Here is a 19111-nt window from a genome sequence, read left to right as displayed (position 1 = left end):
GACAGTGACGAAAACAGAAGTGACAGCGAACCCGGTGCCTGCACATCAGGCAGCCATTTCCACCCCCGCCGCGCTCGTGCTGGAAGATGGCCGCATCTTCCGCGGCAGCAGCTACGGGGCAACCGGAACCGCCTTGGGTGAAGCCGTCTTCGCCACGGGAATGACCGGCTACCAGGAGACCATTACCGATCCCTCCTACGCCCGCCAGCTTGTGGTCCAGACGGCTCCGCACATCGGCAATACCGGCGTCAACAGCGAGGACGCCGAGTCCCGCCGCATCTGGGTGGCAGGCTACATCGTCCGTGACGCCGCCCGGCGCCCTTCCAACTGGCGCTCCGAGCGGTCCCTTGACTCCGAACTCATCGAGCAGGGCATTGTGGGCATCCAAGGTGTGGACACCCGGGCCATCACCCGCCACCTGCGAGAGCACAAAACGATGCGCGCCGGCATCTTCTCCGGCGACGCAGCCCAGGCCACCGACAAGGACCTCGTTGACGCCGTCCTGGCCAGTGCACCCATGGAGGGCGCACGGCTGGCCGAGGAAGTCAGTGTGGACCAGGCCTACGTTGTAGAGCCGCAGGACCACGGCTGGGAAGGCGAACCGCGGTTCAGCATCGCCGCGATCGACCTCGGCATCAAGGCCATGACCCCCATCCGCTTCGCGGAACGCGGCGTCCGGGTCCACGTGCTCCCCGCCACTGCAACGCTCGAGGACGTCAAGGCCGTCAACCCGGACGGCTTCTTTATGTCCAACGGCCCGGGCGACCCCGCCACCGCGGATGCCCAGGTAAAGCTGCTGCGTTCGGTACTGGATGAGAAGCTGCCCTACTTTGGCATCTGCTTCGGCAACCAGATCCTGGGCCGCGCCCTGGGCTTTGGCACCTACAAGCTGCGTTACGGCCACCGTGGCATCAACCAGCCGGTCATGGACCGCCGCACGGGCAAGGTGGAGATCACCTCCCAGAACCACGGCTTCGCCGTGGACGCACCGCTCGACGGCGCCACGCAGGCTCCCGAGGAGCGCTACGGCCGTGTTGAGGTCAGCCACATCAGCCTGAACGACGACGTTGTTGAGGGCCTGGCCTGCCTGGACATTCCCGCTTTTTCCGTCCAGTACCACCCGGAAGCTGCAGCGGGGCCGCACGACGCCGCCTACCTGTTCGACCGCTTCATCGACCTCATGGAGGGAACGCGGGATGGCAGGACCGCCAACCTCTCCAAGGACCCGGTTGACTCCGCCCACCCCGCTGGCGCGGAACACAAAAACGACAACAAGACTGAGGACAAGAAGTAATGCCCAAGAGAACTGACCTTAAGAGCGTCCTGGTCATCGGTTCCGGCCCGATCGTCATCGGCCAGGCCGCTGAATTCGACTACTCAGGCACCCAGGCACTTCGTGTCCTCAAGGAGGAGGGACTGCGGGTCATCCTGGTGAACTCCAACCCGGCCACCATCATGACCGACCCCGAGTTCGCCGATGCCACCTACATCGAACCCATCACCCCCGAGGTGGTGGAGAAGATCATCGCCAAGGAGCGCCCGGACGCCATCCTGCCCACATTGGGCGGACAGACCGCGTTGAACACCGCCATCGCCCTGGACAAGAACGGTGTGCTGGAGAAGTACAACGTGGAGCTGATCGGCGCCAACATTGCCGCCATCGAACTGGGCGAGGACCGCGAGAAGTTCAAGGGCGTGGTGGAGCGCTGCGGCGCCGAATCCGCCCGCAGCCACATCATCCACACCATGGACGAGGCCCTCAAGGCCGCCGAGGACCTCGGCTACCCCATGGTGGTCCGCCCGTCCTTCACCATGGGCGGGCTCGGATCCGGGCTGGCGTACACCGAGGATGACCTCCGCCGCATCGTGGGCCAGGGCCTGCAGTACAGCCCCACGTCCGAGGTGCTGCTCGAAGAGAGCATCCTGGGCTGGAAGGAATACGAGCTCGAGATGATGCGGGACAAGAACGACAACGTGGTTGTCGTCTGCTCCATCGAGAACTTTGATCCCGTAGGCGTCCACACCGGCGACTCCATCACGGTGGCGCCCGCACTGACCCTCACCGACCGCGAATACCAGCGGCTGCGTGATATCTCCATCGCCGTAATCCGCGAAGTGGGCGTTGACACCGGCGGCTGCAACATCCAGTTCGCCATCGAACCGGACACCGGCCGCGTGGTGGTCATCGAGATGAACCCCCGTGTGTCCCGCTCCTCGGCGCTGGCATCGAAGGCTACGGGGTTTGCGATTGCCAAGATCGCCACCAAGCTCTCCCTCGGCTACACCCTGGACGAGATCCCCAACGACATCACGCAGAAGACGCCTGCCTCGTTTGAGCCCACCCTGGACTACGTCGTCGTCAAGGTTCCACGGTTCGCCTTCGAGAAGTTCCCGGCCGCGGACAACACGCTCACCACCACCATGAAGTCGGTGGGCGAGGCCATGGCCATGGGCCGCAACTTCACCGAGGCACTGCAGAAGGCGCTCCGCTCCCTGGAGCAGAAGGGATCGCAGCTGGACTTCAGCTCCGTCCCCGAATGGGAAGTGCCGGAGCTCATCGAAAAGGCCAAGCGCCCCACCACGGAGCGTCTGCACCAGGTGCAGCGGGCCCTGCTGGGCGGCGCCACGGTCGAGGACCTCTACGAGGCCACCAAGATCGACCCCTGGTTCCTGGACCAGCTGCAGCTGCTGAACGAGATCTCCCGCGAGATCCGCCAGTCCGGTGCCCTGACCGTGGAGATGCTCCAGCGCGCCAAGCGCCACGGCTTCTCCGATGAACAGATTGGCACCCTGACGCACAACTCCGAAGCCGTGGTCCGCGGAGTGCGCCAGGCCCTGGGCATCCGCCCGGTGTACAAGACAGTGGACACCTGCGCCGCCGAGTTCGCCGCCTACACCCCGTACCACTACTCGTCCTATGACGAGGAGGACGAGGTGGCGCTGCACTCCAAGCCGTCCATCCTGATTTTGGGCTCGGGGCCCAACCGCATCGGTCAGGGTATCGAGTTCGATTACTCCTGCGTCCACGCCTCCATGGCGCTGCGCAAGGCCGGCTACGAGACCGTGATGGTCAACTGCAACCCGGAGACGGTGTCCACCGACTACGACGTTTCCACCCGCCTGTACTTCGAGCCGCTGACGCTTGAGGACGTCCTGGAGGTCATCGCGGCCGAGGAACGCACCGGCGGCGTGATGGGCGTGTTCGTGCAGCTCGGCGGCCAGACTCCGCTGAAGCTGGCGCAGCAGCTGGCAGACGCCGGTGTCCCCATCCTGGGCACCTCTCCGGAAGCGATCGACCTTGCCGAACACCGCGGCGCGTTCTCGCGGGTCCTGGACAAGGCCGGCCTGGTCTCCCCGAAGAACGGCACCGCCGTGTCCTTCGAGGACGCCAAGAAGATCGCCGACGAGATTGGCTACCCTGTCCTGGTCCGCCCTTCCTACGTGCTGGGCGGCCGTGGCATGGAGATCGTCTACGACGAGCCCAACCTCTCCCGCTACATCGCCAACGCCACGGAGATCACGCCGGACCACCCGGTGCTGATCGACCGCTTCCTGGAGGACGCCGTCGAAATCGACGTCGACGCGCTCTTTGACGGCACCGACATGTACTTGGGCGGCATCATGGAGCACATCGAGGAAGCCGGCATCCACTCCGGTGACTCCGCCTGCGTCCTGCCTCCCATCACGCTGGGCAGCAACGTGCTGGAACGGGTCCGGACCGCAACCCGGGCCATCGCCGAGGGCGTGGGAGTTCGCGGCCTGATCAACATCCAGTTCGCCCTCGCCTCGGACGTCCTTTACGTCCTGGAAGCCAACCCGCGTGCTTCCCGGACCGTGCCGTTCGTGTCCAAGGCCACCGGTGTCCAGATGGCCAAGGCCGCAGCCCTGATCGGCACCGGCGTCACCATCGGCCAGCTCCGTAGCGCCTACAAGATGCTGCCGGAGACCGGCGACGGTTCCACCCTGCCGCTGGACGCTCCGGTGTCCGTCAAGGAAGCCGTGCTGCCGTTCAGCCGCTTCCGTACGCCCGAGGGCAAGGTGGTGGACTCGCTGCTCGGCCCGGAGATGCGCTCCACCGGTGAAGTGATGGGAATCGACAAGCACTTCGATACCGCCTTCGCCAAGAGCCAGGCAGCCGCCAACAACGCGCTGCCCACCGAAGGCAAGATCTTCGTCTCCGTCGCCAACAGGGACAAGCGTTCGGTCATCATGGGCGTCAAGCGCCTCTCCGACCTCGGCTTCGAGATCGTGTCCACCGGCGGAACCGCGGACGTCCTGCGCCGCAACGGCATCCAGGCCACCCCGGTGCGCAAGGTAGCCGAAGGCAGCAGCGCCGAGGGGGAGGGCACCATCGCGGACCTCGTCATTGCCGGTGAGATCGACATGGTCTTCAACACGCCCTCCGGCGGCGAAGCCCGCAGCGACGGTTACGAACTCCGTGCCGCTGCCACGTCAATCGGCATCCCCTGCATCACCACGGTGGCCGAGTTCAACGCCGCCGTGCAGGCGATTGAGGCCATGCGCACGTACGAATGGTCCGTGACCAGCCTTCAGGAGCACGCTGCAGCGCTGAAAGCCTCACAGGAGGCAGTGCTGGAGAAAGCCGCAGCGCAGAATGCGGCACGGGAGAACGCAGTCGCCCAGAATGCCTGAGGCTGCATCTACCGCTGCCAACCCCGGCCGGGAGTCCTTTGGCTCCCGGCTGGGGGCGGCCATGGCCGTCCGTGGTCCCTTGTGCGTGGGCATTGACCCGCATCCGGCGCTGCTGCAGGGCTGGGGGCTGAACGACGACGCCGCCGGGCTGCGCCGCTTTTCGCTGACGGTCCTGGAGGCGGTGAGTTCCCTCGCTGCCGCGGTCAAGCCGCAGGTGGCGCTCTATGAGCGCCACGGTTCCGCCGGAATGGCCGTGCTGGAGGAGGTGCTGGCCGTTGCCCGGGATGAGGGTGTCCTCACCATCGCCGACGCCAAGCGCGGCGACATCGGCTCCACCATGGCTGCCTACGCGGATGCCTGGCTGCGGGACGGTTCGTCCCTGGCCGCTGATTCGGTCACCTTGAGCCCTTATCTGGGATTCGAGTCGCTCCGGCCTGCACTGGACCTGGCAGCCGACCACGGCCGGGGCGTGTTTGTCCTGGCGCTGACCTCCAACCCGGAGGGCGCCTCGGTGCAGCACGTCGGCGGCGGCGATTCGGTGGCCCGTCGGATCACCGAGTCAGCCGCGGCTGAAAACCGCAGGTATGCGGATTCCCTCGGCTCCGTTGGCCTGGTGGTCGGGGCTACCGTGGGCAGCGCGTTGGCCGAACTCGGCCTGGACCTGCAGGCTGTCCGCGGCCCCATCCTTGCTCCTGGCCTTGGCGCCCAGGGTGCCACCCCCGCGGACCTCCGTAGGACGTTCGGCCCCGCGTACCCGCAGGTTCTGGGGACATCCAGCCGTGACATCCTGGCCGCCGGCCCGGAAATCCAGGGGCTCAGGGATGCGTCACTGCGTACCCTGGACGGCCTGCGCGGAGAATAGGTGCCCGTTTGCGCGGACGCATTGATTCAGGGGGCACCAAAGGGTAGGTTCAGGAAAAGTCCAACGGCGGACGCCTTGGATCGATCCGACGAATCCGGAGGTGAACCAGATGAGCCTGCGACCCTTATCCGAGTCGGAACGGGCTGACGCTCTCAACAAAGCCGCTGCCGCCCGGGCGGCCAGGGCTGAAGCGAAAGCGCGGCTGAAGAACGGCGAAACCTCGGCCGCGGACCTCATCAGCTCCGCGGCCAAGGACGACGCCCTTGCCCGGATGCGGGTGGTGGAGCTGCTGGAGGCGCTGCCTGGCATCGGAAAAGTCAGGGCTGCGGCCATTATGGACCAGCTGGGCATTGCTGCCTCGCGGCGGGTCAGGGGCCTGGGCGTTCACCAGCGCCAGGCGCTGGTAGATTTTATAGACGAGAAGTAGGGCGGACCACCGGCCGCCTGTATCCGAAACTGCGCGGCAAAGGAATACGTGAGCAAGAAACCGGGACTGACAGTCCTCGCTGGTCCGACGGCTGTTGGCAAAGGCACCGTGTCCACCTATATCCGGGACAACTACCCGGGCGTCTGGCTGTCCGTATCAGCCACCACCCGTGAGCCGCGGCCCGGAGAGCGCGACGGCGTGCACTACTTTTTCAAGACCGCCGAGGAGTTTGACAGGCTGATCGAGGCAGGTGAACTCCTGGAGTGGGCAGTGGTCCACGGGAAGAACCGCTACGGCACCCTGCGGAGCACCGTTGACCGCGCCATCGCGGATGGCCGCTCCGTCCTGCTGGAGATTGACCTGCAGGGCGCACGGCAGGTCAAGGAAGCCGTTCCGGACGCCCAGTTCGTCTTCCTTGCGCCCCCCAGCTGGGACGAAATGGTGCGCCGGCTGGTGGGCCGGGGCACCGAAACGGCCGAGGAACAGCAGCAGCGGCTGGAAACCGCTAAACTAGAGCTTGCCGCTGAACCGGAGTTCGATCACACCGTCATCAATGATGACGTTCGCCGGGCAGCGGACGAGCTTGTTTCACTCATGGGGCTGACCCCGAACCCGCGCTAGGCGCCGGAACGCATCAGCCCGTTAGAATTTGGAGAATTCGTGGCCACGAACCTTGAAGGCATCATCAACCCGCCGATCGACTCACTGCTTGAGGCAGCCGATTCCAAGTACGGCCTGGTGATCTTCGGCGCCAAGCGTGCACGTCAGATCAACGCTTACTACGCCCAGCTGCACGAGGGCCTGTTTGAATACGTCGGCCCGCTCGTTGACACCAAGCTCAACGAGAAGTCGCTGTCCATCGCCCTGCGCGAGATCAACGAAGGCAAGCTTGTATCCACGCCGATCGAAGCTGCCGAGTAACACAGCAGTTGTCGAAAACCAGACAGATTGCCTGTTGACGGAGGTCACGTGCGCATAGTCCTCGGAGTCGGGGGAGGGATTGCCGCCTACAAGGTGGCATCGCTCCTCCGGCTTTTTACTGAAGCGGGCCATAACGTGACGGTGATTCCCACCGAAGCCGCCACGCGCTTTGTCGGCGTTGCCACCTGGGAGGCCCTGTCCGGCAACCCCGTCAGCAACAGTGTCTTCGATGACGTCCACCAGGTCAACCACGTGCGGCTGGGACATGAGGCGGACCTCGTTGTCGTTGCACCGGCCACCGCGGACCTCATCGCCCGGGCCGCAGCCGGCCTGGCTGACGACCTCCTCACCAACACCCTGCTGATGGCCCGGGGACCTGTTCTTTTTGCCCCCGCCATGCATACGGAAATGTGGCACAATGCGGCCACCCGCGCCAACGTGGAGACGTTGCGTGGACGCGGCATAGCAGTGCTTGATCCTGCCAGCGGACGCCTGACGGGCACCGACTCCGGGCCGGGCCGCCTGCCCGAGCCGCAGGACATCTTCGACGCCGCCATCGCCCTGACCCAGGGACAGTCGGACTACCAGCTTCCCCTGGCCGGGCGCACCGTTACCATCAGCGCAGGCGGAACCCGTGAACCGCTGGATCCTGTCCGCTTCCTGGGCAACCGCTCCTCAGGCAAGCAAGGCGTTGCCCTGGCCGTGGCTGCACGCAACGCCGGCGCCACCGTGCGGCTGCTCGCTGCCCACATGGACGTTCCGGCGCCGGCCGGCGTCGAGGTCGTGACCGTGGAGACTGCCCTGCAGCTGCGTGAAGCGGCGCTGGCAGCGGCAGCGGATTCCGACGTCGTGATCATGGCGGCGGCTGTGGCGGATTTCCGTCCCGCCGAGATCTCCGACACAAAGATCAAAAAACGCGATGACACCGCGGACCCCATTATTACGCTGATCCGGAACCCGGACATCCTCCAAGAGCTGGTGGAGGTCCGCGGGATGTCCCGCCGCAGCCAGCTGATCGTCGGGTTCGCTGCCGAAACCGGCGACGGCCACGGGGATGTGCTGGCGTATGCCGAAGCCAAACTGAAACGCAAGGGCTGCGACCTTCTGGTGGTCAACCATGTGGGCACCGACAAGGTCTTCGGCCAGGACACCAATTCCATCGTCATCCTGGCCCGTTCCGGTTCCGATCCGCAGCTTGCCTCGGGAACCAAGAGCGAGGTTTCGGCCGCCATTATCAGCCGGATCGGCCTCGAACTGAACCACGTTTCGCCCCGCGCCTGACAGCAGTCGAACCATCGTTTCCTTAGCACGGGGACACACGCCGACGGACGTTCGATTCCCAACCAGTAAGGTAGTTGAGTGACTTTACCGCTGCACATTCCCCAGACCCACGGGGCTACGCCCTCCGCACTCCGGCTCTTCACCTCGGAGTCCGTCACTGAAGGCCACCCGGACAAGATCTGCGACCAGATCAGCGATGCCATCCTGGACGCCCTGCTTGCGAAAGATCCGGAGTCCCGCGTGGCCGTGGAGACGATGGCAACCACGGGCCTGGTCCATGTGGCCGGTGAGGTCACCACCGACGCCTATGTCGAAATTCCTCAGATCGTCCGCGAGACCATCCTTGGAATCGGCTACGACTCCTCGGCCAACGGCTTCGACGGCGCCCGTTGCGGCGTCTCCGTGTCCATCGGGCAGCAGTCAAACGACATCGCCGGGGGAGTCTTCAACTCCCTGGAAGCCCGCGAGGGCCGCCAGGAGGACGACTACGACCTTCAGGGTGCCGGCGACCAGGGCCTGATGTTCGGCTACGCCAGCGACGAGACAGCGTCCTACATGCCGACGCCGATCTGGCTCGCCCACCGCCTTTCCGAACGCCTCACCGAAGTCCGCAAGTCCGGCGAGCTTTCCTACCTTCGGCCCGACGGCAAGACCCAGGTCACCGTGGGATATGACCGCGACGTGCCCGTCTCGGTCGAAACCGTGGTGATTTCCAGCCAACACGCCGAAGGCACCAGCCTGGACAGGTTGCGGGCGGACCTCGCAAAAATCGTGATTGAGCCGGTGCTGGCGGCCGCCAACCTGGACATCTCCCGGGCGGCCAACATCCTGAACCCGGCCGGCGAATTTGTCATCGGCGGGCCCGTGGGCGATGCCGGCCTGACCGGCCGCAAGATCATTGTTGATACGTACGGCGGCATGGCCCGGCACGGCGGCGGAGCCTTCTCCGGCAAGGACCCGTCCAAGGTGGACCGTTCCGCTGCCTACGCGATGCGCTGGGTCGCCAAGAACGTTGTAGCGGCGGGGCTGGCCAAAAGGGCCGAAATCCAGATTGCGTACGCCATCGGCCAGGCCCGCCCCGTGGGCACCTACGTTGAAACCTTCGGCACGGAAACCGTGGACCCGATGCGGATCAGCGAGGCCATCGCTGAGATCTTTGACCTCCGCCCCCGCGCCATCATCGACGCCCTTGACCTCAAGCGGCCCATCTATGCCAAGACCGCCGCTCATGGCCACTTCGGGCGGGATGACCCTGACTTCACCTGGGAGCGGCTGGACCGTGTGGACGACCTCAAGGCCTTCTTCAACGCCTAGGTGCGTGCTGCCCGCCGTAAATGTCGGCGCCACGTGATTGGCTGAACACATGACCGCCGAAGGAAATGGCGCTGTCCAGCTTTCCCTGCTGCAGGGATTCCCGTCCAGGGCGCCCCAGTCAGGCCCTCCTCTGGCGGCGCACCTGCCGGTGGCCAGGGTGCTGGTTGAATCCTCATTGCCGCATCTGGACCGCCCCTTTGATTACAGTGTGCCCGCAGGGCTGGATGCTGAGGCGCAGGCGGGCGTTCGGGTCAAGATCCGGTTCAACGGCCAGGAGTTGTCCGGCTTCATCATTGAGCGCGTGGCTGAATCCGATGCGGGCCATACGTTGGTGCCCCTGCAGAAGGTGGTCTCGCCGGTATCCGTCCTCACCCCCGAGGTCCGTGAGCTCATCACGGCTGTGGCCGCACGCTACGCAGGGACAGTCAGCGACGTCCTTCGGGTGGCCATTCCGCCGAGGGTGGCGCGGCTGGAAAAGGAATTGTTGGCCGAAGCCAGCGGGCCCGATGTGGACAGCCGATCTGTTGCGAACGGCGGGCCGTCTACGGACGCCGTGCCCACTTCCGGCGCACTCCCTGCTTCCGAAGGCGGCTGGGCAAGCTACGCCAATGGCCAACCCTTTATCCGGCACCTTCAGGATGGCGGCGCACCACGTGCCGTCTTCAGCCCGCTGCAGGGGTTTGGGCCCTCCGCCTGGCCCCGGCTCATTGCCGAAGCCGTGGCTGCAGTGCGCGGATCAGGCCGCGGCGCCGTGGTGGTGGTCCCTGACTACCGCGACTTGCAGCGGCTGGAAGACGCACTCGCTGAACTCCTCCCTGCCGGGGACATCGCGCGCCTCACTGCCGACGACGGTCCCACACCCCGCTACCGGAACTTCCTGCGCATCCTCGACGGATCGGCACGCGTAGCCATCGGCACCAGGTCTGCGGCGTATGCTCCCGTGCGGAATCCGGGCCTGGTGGTCTGCTGGGATGACGGGGACGATCTCCACATCGAACAGCGGGCACCCTACGCCCACGCCCGCGAAGTCCTCCTGCTGCGCGCTGAGCAGCAAGGCCTGGCCTGCCTGATGGCGGCGCACACCCGAAGCACTGAGGCACAGCGCCTGGTTGAGGCTGGTTGGGCCATGCCCGTCGACGCCGGGAGGGCAGTGGTGCGCCGGACTGTACCCCGGGTCCTGAATACCGCCGACAGCTTTGAACAGGAAAGGGACCCCCTAGCGCGGATCGCGCGGCTGCCCGGTGCGGCTTGGCGCGCGGCCAAGGAGGGGCTTGAACGCGGACCCGTCCTGGTGCAGGTGGCCCGGGCAGGCTATGCCCCGTCCCTGGTGTGCGAAACCTGCCGCGAAACTGCACGCTGCGGCTCCTGCCAGGGGCCCTTGGCCGTCACGGGCGCCACCGGCAGTTCCGCCGTTCCGCAATGCCGCTGGTGCTCCACCCCGGCGCCCGAATGGAGCTGCACGCATTGCGGCGGCCGGGCACTCCGCAAAGGGGCCACCGGAGTCATGCGCACAGCTGAAGAGCTGGGGCGGGCCTTTCCCCGCAAGACGGTGATTACCTCCTCCGGAGGCCACGTCAAGGCCGGCGTGGGCAGTGCCAAGGCGCTGGTGGTGGCCACCGTGGGCGCTGAACCGGTTGCTGACGGCGGATATGCCGCGGCATTGCTCCTCGACGGCGACTCCCTCCTGCGGCGGGAGAACCTGCGCGCCGGGGAGGACACCGTACGCCGCTGGTTTAATGCGGCAGCGCTGGTGCGTCCGGCATCGGAGGAAGGCCTGGTGGTGATCACCGCGGCGGACACCGGCGCAGTGGGTGCATTGCTTCGCTGGGACCCTGCGGGCTACGCCCAGCGGGAGCTGGCCCTCCGGGCGGAGTTGCGGCTGCCCCCCGCGGTCCGGATCGCCTCCGTCACCGGGCCGCGTGCCGCCGTCGAGCATTTCACCGGAGGCGTGGAAAAGCAGCTGGAATCGTCGGGTGTAACGCTTCGGGTGGCAGGTCCGGCTCCGCTGATCCTGACTGGTCCTGCCACACCACGGCGCTCCGGGGAGGATGTCCGTACCCTGCTGTTCTTTCCCTATGGGCAGGCCGCCACCGTCACCAGGACGTTGCGGGCGGCGCGTGCTGCCGCGGCGGCCAAGCGGAGCGAGGAACCGGTACAGGTCAGGCTGGACGGCGTGGACGTCCTCTAGCGTGCCGCCCCCCGGCGCGCACGCATGGTGACAATGTCGTGGGCCACGTCCACCAGTTGCCGGGCGGATTCTTCCCAGCTGAACTGCTGGGCACGGGCCACCGACAGACGGGAAACCTCCTGCCAGTGGCCGTCGTCGCGGAGTTTTTCCACGGCGGCGGCAAAGCCGGAGGGCGAGGCAGGATCCACGTAGGAGGCCGCCTCTCCGCCGACTTCCCGGAAGATTGGAATGTCGCTGGCGATCACCGGCGTGCCAAGGGACATCGCCTCCACCAGGGGGAGGCCGTACCCCTCAGCCTGGGAAAGCGTAACGAGCGCTGTGGCCCGCTTCAGCAGGGCGGAATACTCCTCATCGGTGACACCGTTGTGGAAGACCACCTTCGCCCCCGGCGGGACCATGATTTCCAGTTCCGCGCGGCGTTGCGGTGAAATCCTGCTCAGCAGATGAAGGGTGAAATCCGGAAGTTCGGCCATCCCTGACACCATGGTTTCCACGTTCTTGTAGGACATAAACGAGCCCATGTACACCAGGGAATGGTCTGCCCCGGCGGCCGGATCCCGATGTTCCTGCGCCGGCTGCGGCGCGTTGCTGATGATCCTTACCGGCCGCTCTGTGAGCCGGTACTTGGCCATCAGGGCTTCTGTGGTCCTGCTGACCGTGGCCACGATGTCAGCCCGGTTGAGGAGCAGCCGCTGCGGCCAGAACGCCTTGTGGTAGAGGCGCCACAGCAGCTGCACCGGTGCGGGGAGGAAGTCCGGCGGCGCGGAGTGCTCGTAGTAGATCAGGTCATGAAGGGTGAGGACCAGGCCGTACTTGCGTCCCCAGCTGCCCATCGTTTGCATGGGGCAGACAACAACGTCCGCACCGAGGGGGTTCACCTTGCGTGCCACGAACAGCTCGAGGGGGGACAGCGGGCTGTTGATCAGCGTGTAGGGAACGTCCGGCAGCAGCGCCAGTTGGCGGGGGTCGCTGATGAGCATGGACACATCGGCAATTTTTGCCGTGGCCGCGATGAGGCTGGCTCCGTAGCGGCTGATCCCGTCATGGTGGTCGGTGCGGGTGAATCGTGCATCGATGACTATTTTCATGCGGGATGGTCCTTCAGGAAGCTGCTGATAAAGCGGGCGGCAGGGCCGGGGGTTTCGTAGTGGATCAGATGTCCGACGCCGGGAATCACCTTGAGGGAGCAGTCGGGCAACAGCGCGGCCAGCCGGTGCTGGTCCGGGAGCGTGGCGATTTCGTCTTTTTCACCGGCAATCAGGAGCACCGGCAGCGTCAGTTTGCCGGCCACCTCCGCCACGTGGCTGCCCACCGACGCGGTGAATGACTCAAGGAGGCTTTCCCTGTTGGCGAAGGCGCTGAAGTAGGCGTGGTGCTGGCCGTGGATGAAACGCCGCAGTTCCTTGTCCCCGGTTTTGGCCATGGCTTCGCTCATCACCCGGACGATCAGCGGGCTGCGCAGCAGGGAAAGCCCCAGTGCTCGGGGAAGCCGGGCCGCCAGCCGGTAGTAGAGGACGGCAAGCTTTGTCATGATTCCCTTGGGCCCTTCCAGCGCCGGCGCGGCAATGGGGTTGATCAGGATAAGGGGATTGACGGCGCCGGGATGGGCGGCCACAAAATGCGCGGCGATGATGGAACCGAAGGAGTGTCCCAGCAGCACAGTGTCAGGGCCGAGATCCAGGGCAGCCATGAAGTCAGTGATGAACCTGCCATAGCGTTCCACCGTGTGCGGGCCGGCTGCAAAGGCCTCGGAGCTGCCGAAGCCCGGGAGGTCGGGCATGATGATCCGCATCCCTGGAAGCTGGTCAGCCACGCGGAGCAGGCCGTGATGATCGCCGCGGAAGCCGTGGATGACCAGGATGGTGCGGGTATCCGGTGTCACGCGGGCCGGCTCGTAGGTCCAGTAGGCCACTGCTGTGCCGTCCAGTTCGGTTACCGAGGCGGTGGTCCTGGTTTCCAGCTCCGGGCTGATGTAGGAGGGCGTGCTGGATGGCTGGGGGTGGGCGGTTTTCATGTCCCTCGGTCCTAGTTGACGTTGTCCGGGTGGGAGCCGGTCCGCTGCCCGCGCTCAAGTTCCGCGAGCGCGGCCATGTCACGGTCGGAGAGTTCGAATCCGAAGATGTCCATGTTCTCCCGGATCCGGGTCTCGGAGCTTGCTTTGGGGATCGCGATGTTGCCCAGCTGGATGTGCCACCTCAGGATGACCTGTGCGGGAGTGCGCCTGTGCTCGGCTGCACACGCCTGTACGACAGGATCAGCAAGCACCTGTCCCCGGCCCAGGGGGCTCCAGGCCTCGGTCCGGATCCCCAGGCCCTGGTGCTTTTCCCTCAGCTCCGCCTGCTGCAGCCAGGGGTGGAGTTCGATCTGGTTGACGGCCGGGACCACCTCGGCCGAGTCGAGTAACCGGTCAAGGTGGGCGGGCTGGAAGTTGCAGACTCCGATCGCGCGGACCTTGCCTTCCCGGTAGAGGGTCTCCATGGCCCGGTATGTTTCCGTGAAGAGCCCACGCCTGGGGCAGGGCCAATGGATGAGGTACATGTCCACATAGTCAAGGCCGAGGTTCACCATGGACGTATCGAAGGCGCGGAGCGTTGCGTCATACCCCTGGTCGTCGTTCCACACTTTCGTGGTGATAAAGAGGTCGTTCCGGGACATGCCCGGTGAAGCCTCACCTGAGCCGCCGGTCTCCTCCAGCGAGGACAGCGAGCTGATGCCCCGCGCCACACCCGTTTCGTTCCTGTACATGGCGGCTGTGTCGAAGTGGCGGTACCCCGCGCCCAGCGCCATGGCCACCAGTGACGCAGCTTCCGTCGTCGGGACCTTGTACAGCCCGTATCCCAGCTGGTCGATCAGCACGCCGTTGTTCAGGCTGAGCCGGGGTGAGGTTTTCATAGCAATGACTCTACCCACTCGCCTCAGGAGACGCCGTCGAATGCCACGAGTCGGCGTGCTGTGGCTTCATCCAGGATGAGGTCAGTCGCGAGACCGGCGGTGAGCGCCCCGCGCAGGCCATTGATCTTGGAGGCGCCGGATACCACGCAGATCCGCCGCCGTACCTGCCGCAGCTGATCCAGGGCCGGCCCGGTGGACCGTTCGTTCAGTACGATGCCGTCAGAGGACCCATCACCCCGGAAGAAAACGGTGGCAACGTCGCCCACAACATCTGAGTTGGCCAGGATTTTCAGGTCGTTTTCATCAAGGTAACCACCGGAGTAGACGTGGCTGGGAAAGTCGGCGTCCACGGAACCCACGCCGAAGATGGCCATGCTCATCCTGGACTGGAGTTCCAGGACCCGCTGCACGCTGCGTTCATTCCACATGGCCGTTTTGGTGCCGGCGTGGTCGAAAAAGGCCGGAACGGGGAACTGCTCCACGCGCGCTCCGTAGGCGCTGCCAAAGCGGCGCATGATGTCGCTTGCGTATGTGATGCCCGTGGTGTGCATGTTTCCGGCTCCGTTGAGCTGGACGATCACGCTGTCGTGGGTAATTTTCCGGGTCAGGTGACGGCTAACTGCGCTCAATGTCGATCCCCAGGCCACACCGATAATCGCCTTGGAGTCCACCAGCGGCCCAATGGTGCGGGCAGCCTGCCTCGCCACCCGGTCCAGCGTTTCCGCCTCATTAAGGGTCTCCAGCACCGGGACAACGTGGGCGTCCACGTTGAACTCCTTCCGGATCATTCCTTCCAGTTCCGGGCCGGTGTCCATCGGGTTCCGGATTTGGATTTGCACAAGACCCGAGTTCCGGGCAGTTGAGAGAAGGCGGGAAACAGTGGAGCGGGACGTTCGCAGCTCCCGCGCGATGGCATCCATGGTCAGGTCCTGGAGGTAATACATCTGTGCGGCCCGGAGGGCATCCGCGTGGCGGGTGGTTGCCATCTAAACGTCCATTCTGCACGTTTGTGCATAGTGCTTGACTGTATTTTCCATTGCTCCAAAGAATAGACGGAGAACGGCGGCCCACGTCCATGTGGCCGCACACCAAACCCAAAGGAGTTTATTTTGGCCTGCAAGGATTCACTGGCCGCCAGCGCCATGTCTGCACGGGCGGCTGGGCCGCGTGCTTCAGTGCAGGGCCTGCGCCGGCGCCCGCACGCGCGAGTGCTGATCGTCGGGGGAGGCATTAATGGTGTCGGCACATTCCGCGACCTCGCCCTGCAGGGCGTCGACGTGGCGCTGGTCGAACGCGGCGACTATTGCCAAGGGGCCAGCGGCGCGTCGTCCCATATGATCCATGGCGGCATCCGCTACCTGGAAAATGGGGAATTCCGCCTGGTCCGGGAGTCAGTGGTGGAGCGCAACCGGCTGCTCCGCATTGCACCGCACTACGTGAAGCCCCTCCAGACCACAATCCCCATCTTCAGCACTTTCTCCGGTGTGCTCTCGGCTCCCGTGCGGTTCCTCACGCACAAGCAGCAGGGCAAACCCAAAGAGCGCGGGGCGTTCCTGATCAAGCTTGGCCTCAGCCTGTACGACTCCTTTTCCCGTGACGGCGGCAGCGTCCCGCGGCACCAGTTCCGTGGCCGCAGGAAATCCCTCGCGGACCTGCCGCACCTCCACCCCGGCATTAAGTACACGGCCACCTACTTCGACGCCTCGGTCCATAACCCGGAACGCCTGACGCTGGATGTCCTGCAGGATGGCGAGAAGGCAGGGTTGGCCAGCCCCGGCGCACCGGGCACGGCCCGGGCCAGTAACTACCTTTCGCTCCATGCCGTGCAACCGCCTGCAGCTTCCGCCGGCGCAGGATCCGGCGCCGTTTCTGCCAGCACAGGCTCCACCGTCCAGCTGCGGGATGAACTGACCGGCGAGCTGTTCGACTTTACGGCGGACATCATCATTAACACCACGGGTGCATGGGTGGATCTGACCAACCAGGCGATGGGTGCCGCTTCGTCCTTTATGGGCGGCACCAAAGGCTCCCACATTGTGCTGGACCACCCGGGCCTCCTCGAAGCCTGCCAGGGCCGGGAGATCTTCTTCGAACACACAGACGGCCGGATCGTGCTGATCTACCCCATGGGGGACCGTGTCCTGGTGGGGACCACCGATGTGGACGCGGACATGGCCCAGGATGCGGTCTGCACAGACCAGGAGATCGCCTACTTCATTGACCTGATCGGCCATGTCTTCCCGGACATCACAGTCCGGCAGGAACACATCGTCTACACGTTCTCCGGCGTGCGTCCCCTGCCCAGGCACGACGAAACACAGCCCGGGTTTGTCTCCCGCGACTACAGGATCGAACGGCGCGGCCCGGAACACAACGGGACGGGCGCCGTCGTCCTCAGCCTGGTGGGTGGCAAATGGACCACTTTCCGGGCCATGGCCGAGCACCTGGCAAACGATGTCCTCGCCGAGCTGGGCATGGAGCGGAAGGTGTCGACGGCGCAGCTTGCCATCGGGGGCGGCGCGGGCTTCCCGCCGGACGGGCATGGAGTCCAGAAGTGGATCAAGAGCCATATGTCCGCAGGCCGCGATGCCCACCGGACCGAAGTGCTCCTGACGCGCTACGGAACCCGGGCGGAGGAGGTCATCAGCTTCCTCGACGCCGGTCCGGACCGGCTGCTCCACTCGACCCGGGAGCTCAGTGTCCGCGAACTGGAGTTCATGGCCCGGCATGAGCAGGTGGCCCACTTGACCGACGTCCTGATCCGCCGCACGTCCCTCGCCTTCAGGGGACTGATCACCGGCGAACTGCTCAACGAGCTTGCCGACGTCCTGGCCGCGCCGCTGGCCTGGGATAACGGAATGAAGGCAGCAGAGATCCGGCACGCACAGGACGTGCTCGAACGCTTCCACCGCGTGCAGGTTGACAGCCTGGTCGGATAAAGGCCGCATGGAGCGGCATCCCTCCACAGCTGATCCCCGGTGCGATCATTGCAAGGGCGGGAGCCAGTCAACAGCCGTCATCAAGACAAGGACGTCAATATGAACCAGTACGTAATCGCCATTGACCAGGGCACCACCAGCTCCCGCGCCATCATTTTTGACCACAGCGGAAACATCGTCTCCTCCGGCCAGATGGAGCACGAACAGATTCTCCCCCAGGCAGGCTGGGTGGAACACAATCCAGCTGAGATCTGGAACAACACCCGCGAGGTCATTGGCTCCGCACTGTCCAAGGCGAACCTGACGCGGCACGACATCGCCGCCATCGGGATCACCAACCAGCGCGAGACTGCTGTGGTGTGGGACAAAACCACCGGTGAGGCCGTCTACAACGCCATCGTCTGGCAGGACACACGCACGCAGGACATCGTGAACGAGCTGGCCAAGGACGGCGGGCCGGAGAGGTTCAAGAAAAAGGTGGGCCTTCCGCTGGCCACCTACTTTTCCGGGACGAAGATCAAATGGATCCTGGACAACGTCGAAGGCGCCCGGGCCAGGGCGGAGGCCGGCAGCCTCGTCTTCGGCAACACCGACGCCTGGATCCTGTGGAACCTGACCGGTGGAGTGGACGGCGGCGTCCACGTCACGGACGTGACCAACGCTTCCCGCACGCTTTTTATGGACCTCGAAACGCTCACCTGGGACGAGGAGATCCTCGATATTTTCGGTGTTCCTCTGAGCATGATGCCGGCCATCAAGTCTTCTTCCGAGGTGTACGGGACGGTCCACACCTCGCAGTTGCTGCGTGAGGTTCCCGTGGCGGGCATCCTCGGCGACCAGCAGGCCGCCACGTTTGGCCAGGCCGCGTTCCAGGCCGGTGAAGCGAAGAACACCTATGGCACCGGCTGCTTCCTGATCTTCAACACCGGCGAGGACATCGTCCACTCCAAAAACGGCCTGCTGACCACGGTGGGCTACAAGCTCGGCGACGCCGCCCCGCACTACGCCCTGGAAGGCAGTATCGCCGTCACGGGGTCACTCATCCAGTGGCTGCGGGACAACCTGGGCCTGATCAGCAGCGCGCCCGAAGTGGAAACCCTTGCGGCCTCGGTCAAGGACAACGGCGGCGTGTACATTGTTCCGGCGTTCTCCGGACTCTTCGCCCCGTACTGGCGCTCCGACGCCCGCGGCGCCATCGTGGGCCTGACCCGGTTCGTCAACAGGAACCACATTGCCCGGGCCGCGCTGGAGGCCACGGCGTTCCAGACCCGCGAGGTACTGGACGCCGTCAACGCCGACTCCGGCGTTCCGCTGACCGAGTTGAAGGTCGACGGCGGCATGGTCGCCAACGCTGCCCTCATGCAGTTCCAGGCTGACATCCTTGGAGTCCCGGTCATCCGGCCGAAGGTGGTGGAGACCACCGCTCTGGGGGCCGCCTATGCCGCGGGCCTCGCCGTCGGCTTCTGGAAGGACCTGGGCGAACTCTCGGCCAACTGGTCCGAGGACAAGCGCTGGGAACCGCAGCTGGACCAGGCCGAGGCTGACCGCCAGTTGCGGCTGTGGAAGAAGGCAGTCACCAAGTCAATGGACTGGGTGGATGAGGACGTGAAGTAGCTGGTTTTTTTGACGGAAGC

Annotated in this window: 15 protein-coding genes; 11 read left to right on the top strand and 4 right to left on the bottom strand. The window is 65.2% G+C overall.

What is annotated here, in order from left to right:
• Window positions 1-4 precede the first annotated feature (4 nt).
• The 9 genes from carA (at window position 5) to F8G81_RS13585 (ending at window position 11646) form a co-directional block, all read left to right on the top strand.
• The gene (gene carA / locus F8G81_RS13625; RefSeq protein WP_416377053.1) at window positions 5-1294 is read left to right on the top strand and encodes a glutamine-hydrolyzing carbamoyl-phosphate synthase small subunit; all 1290 of its coding nucleotides are present in this window, start codon (window positions 5-7) and stop codon (window positions 1292-1294) included.
• Window positions 1294-4653: a carbamoyl-phosphate synthase large subunit gene (gene carB / locus F8G81_RS13620; RefSeq protein WP_267275261.1), complete on the top strand. Its 3360-nt coding sequence runs from the start codon at window positions 1294-1296 to the stop codon at window positions 4651-4653. Before carA ends, carB begins: the two co-directional genes overlap by 1 nt.
• Entirely contained in the window at window positions 4646-5515 is an 870-nt protein-coding gene (gene pyrF, locus F8G81_RS13615; RefSeq protein ID WP_267275260.1) for an orotidine-5'-phosphate decarboxylase, read from the top strand. Before carB ends, pyrF begins: the two co-directional genes overlap by 8 nt.
• A gap of 109 nt (window positions 5516-5624) precedes the next feature.
• Window positions 5625-5942, top strand: coding sequence for an integration host factor, actinobacterial type (gene mihF / locus F8G81_RS13610; RefSeq protein ID WP_267275259.1), 318 nt, complete (start codon window positions 5625-5627; stop codon window positions 5940-5942).
• 48 nt (window positions 5943-5990) lie between these two features.
• The gene (gene gmk, locus F8G81_RS13605; protein WP_267275258.1) at window positions 5991-6563 is read left to right on the top strand and encodes a guanylate kinase; all 573 of its coding nucleotides are present in this window, start codon (window positions 5991-5993) and stop codon (window positions 6561-6563) included.
• A 39-nt stretch (window positions 6564-6602) separates the two neighbouring features.
• Window positions 6603-6863, top strand: a complete 261-nt coding sequence (gene rpoZ, locus F8G81_RS13600; protein ID WP_267275257.1) for a DNA-directed RNA polymerase subunit omega — start codon at window positions 6603-6605, stop codon at window positions 6861-6863.
• A 48-nt stretch (window positions 6864-6911) separates the two neighbouring features.
• Window positions 6912-8144: a bifunctional phosphopantothenoylcysteine decarboxylase/phosphopantothenate--cysteine ligase CoaBC gene (coaBC, locus tag F8G81_RS13595; protein WP_267275256.1), complete on the top strand. Its 1233-nt coding sequence runs from the start codon at window positions 6912-6914 to the stop codon at window positions 8142-8144.
• Between the two features lie 78 nt (window positions 8145-8222).
• Window positions 8223-9458, top strand: a complete 1236-nt coding sequence (gene metK, locus F8G81_RS13590; RefSeq protein WP_267275255.1) for a methionine adenosyltransferase — start codon at window positions 8223-8225, stop codon at window positions 9456-9458.
• A 49-nt stretch (window positions 9459-9507) separates the two neighbouring features.
• Window positions 9508-11646 (top strand): primosomal protein N', encoded by a 2139-nt coding sequence (locus F8G81_RS13585; protein ID WP_267275254.1) that lies wholly within the window; start codon window positions 9508-9510, stop codon window positions 11644-11646.
• On the opposite strand, the gene F8G81_RS13580 is transcribed toward F8G81_RS13585, so the two are convergent.
• From F8G81_RS13580 to F8G81_RS13565, 4 genes are read right to left on the bottom strand one after another with little or no spacing between them, the layout of a single operon-like run.
• Window positions 11643-12734 carry a glycosyltransferase family 4 protein gene (locus F8G81_RS13580; RefSeq protein WP_267275253.1) on the bottom strand — a complete coding sequence of 364 codons (1092 nt, stop codon included), beginning with the start codon at window positions 12732-12734 and terminating at the stop codon, window positions 11643-11645. The two genes, F8G81_RS13585 and F8G81_RS13580, sit on opposite strands and share 4 nt — an antisense overlap.
• Entirely contained in the window at window positions 12731-13660 is a 930-nt protein-coding gene (locus tag F8G81_RS13575; protein ID WP_267275252.1) for an alpha/beta fold hydrolase, read from the bottom strand. The genes F8G81_RS13580 and F8G81_RS13575 overlap by 4 nt, the downstream gene beginning before the upstream one ends.
• An 11-nt stretch (window positions 13661-13671) precedes the next feature.
• Window positions 13672-14538, bottom strand: a complete 867-nt coding sequence (locus tag F8G81_RS13570) for an aldo/keto reductase (RefSeq protein WP_267275251.1) — start codon at window positions 14536-14538, stop codon at window positions 13672-13674.
• Window positions 14539-14561: 23 nt separating this feature from the next.
• On the bottom strand, window positions 14562-15524 hold the full coding sequence (locus F8G81_RS13565; protein ID WP_267275250.1) for a sugar-binding transcriptional regulator: 963 nt from the start codon (window positions 15522-15524) through the stop codon (window positions 14562-14564).
• Between the two features lie 156 nt (window positions 15525-15680).
• On the opposite strand from F8G81_RS13565, the gene F8G81_RS13560 reads away from it, so the two are divergent.
• Window positions 15681-17477: a glycerol-3-phosphate dehydrogenase/oxidase gene (locus F8G81_RS13560; RefSeq protein WP_267279216.1), complete on the top strand. Its 1797-nt coding sequence runs from the start codon at window positions 15681-15683 to the stop codon at window positions 17475-17477.
• 99 nt (window positions 17478-17576) lie between these two features.
• On the top strand, window positions 17577-19091 hold the full coding sequence (gene glpK / locus F8G81_RS13555; RefSeq protein ID WP_267275249.1) for a glycerol kinase GlpK: 1515 nt from the start codon (window positions 17577-17579) through the stop codon (window positions 19089-19091).
• The last annotated feature ends 20 nt before the right edge of the window (window positions 19092-19111 follow it).

It is taken from the genome of Arthrobacter sp. CDRTa11 (genome assembly GCF_026427775.1).
Lineage (GTDB): Bacteria > Actinomycetota > Actinomycetes > Actinomycetales > Micrococcaceae > Arthrobacter.
Note: the sequence above shows the minus strand (reverse complement) of the source record. Positions and strands in the feature narration are given on the sequence as shown.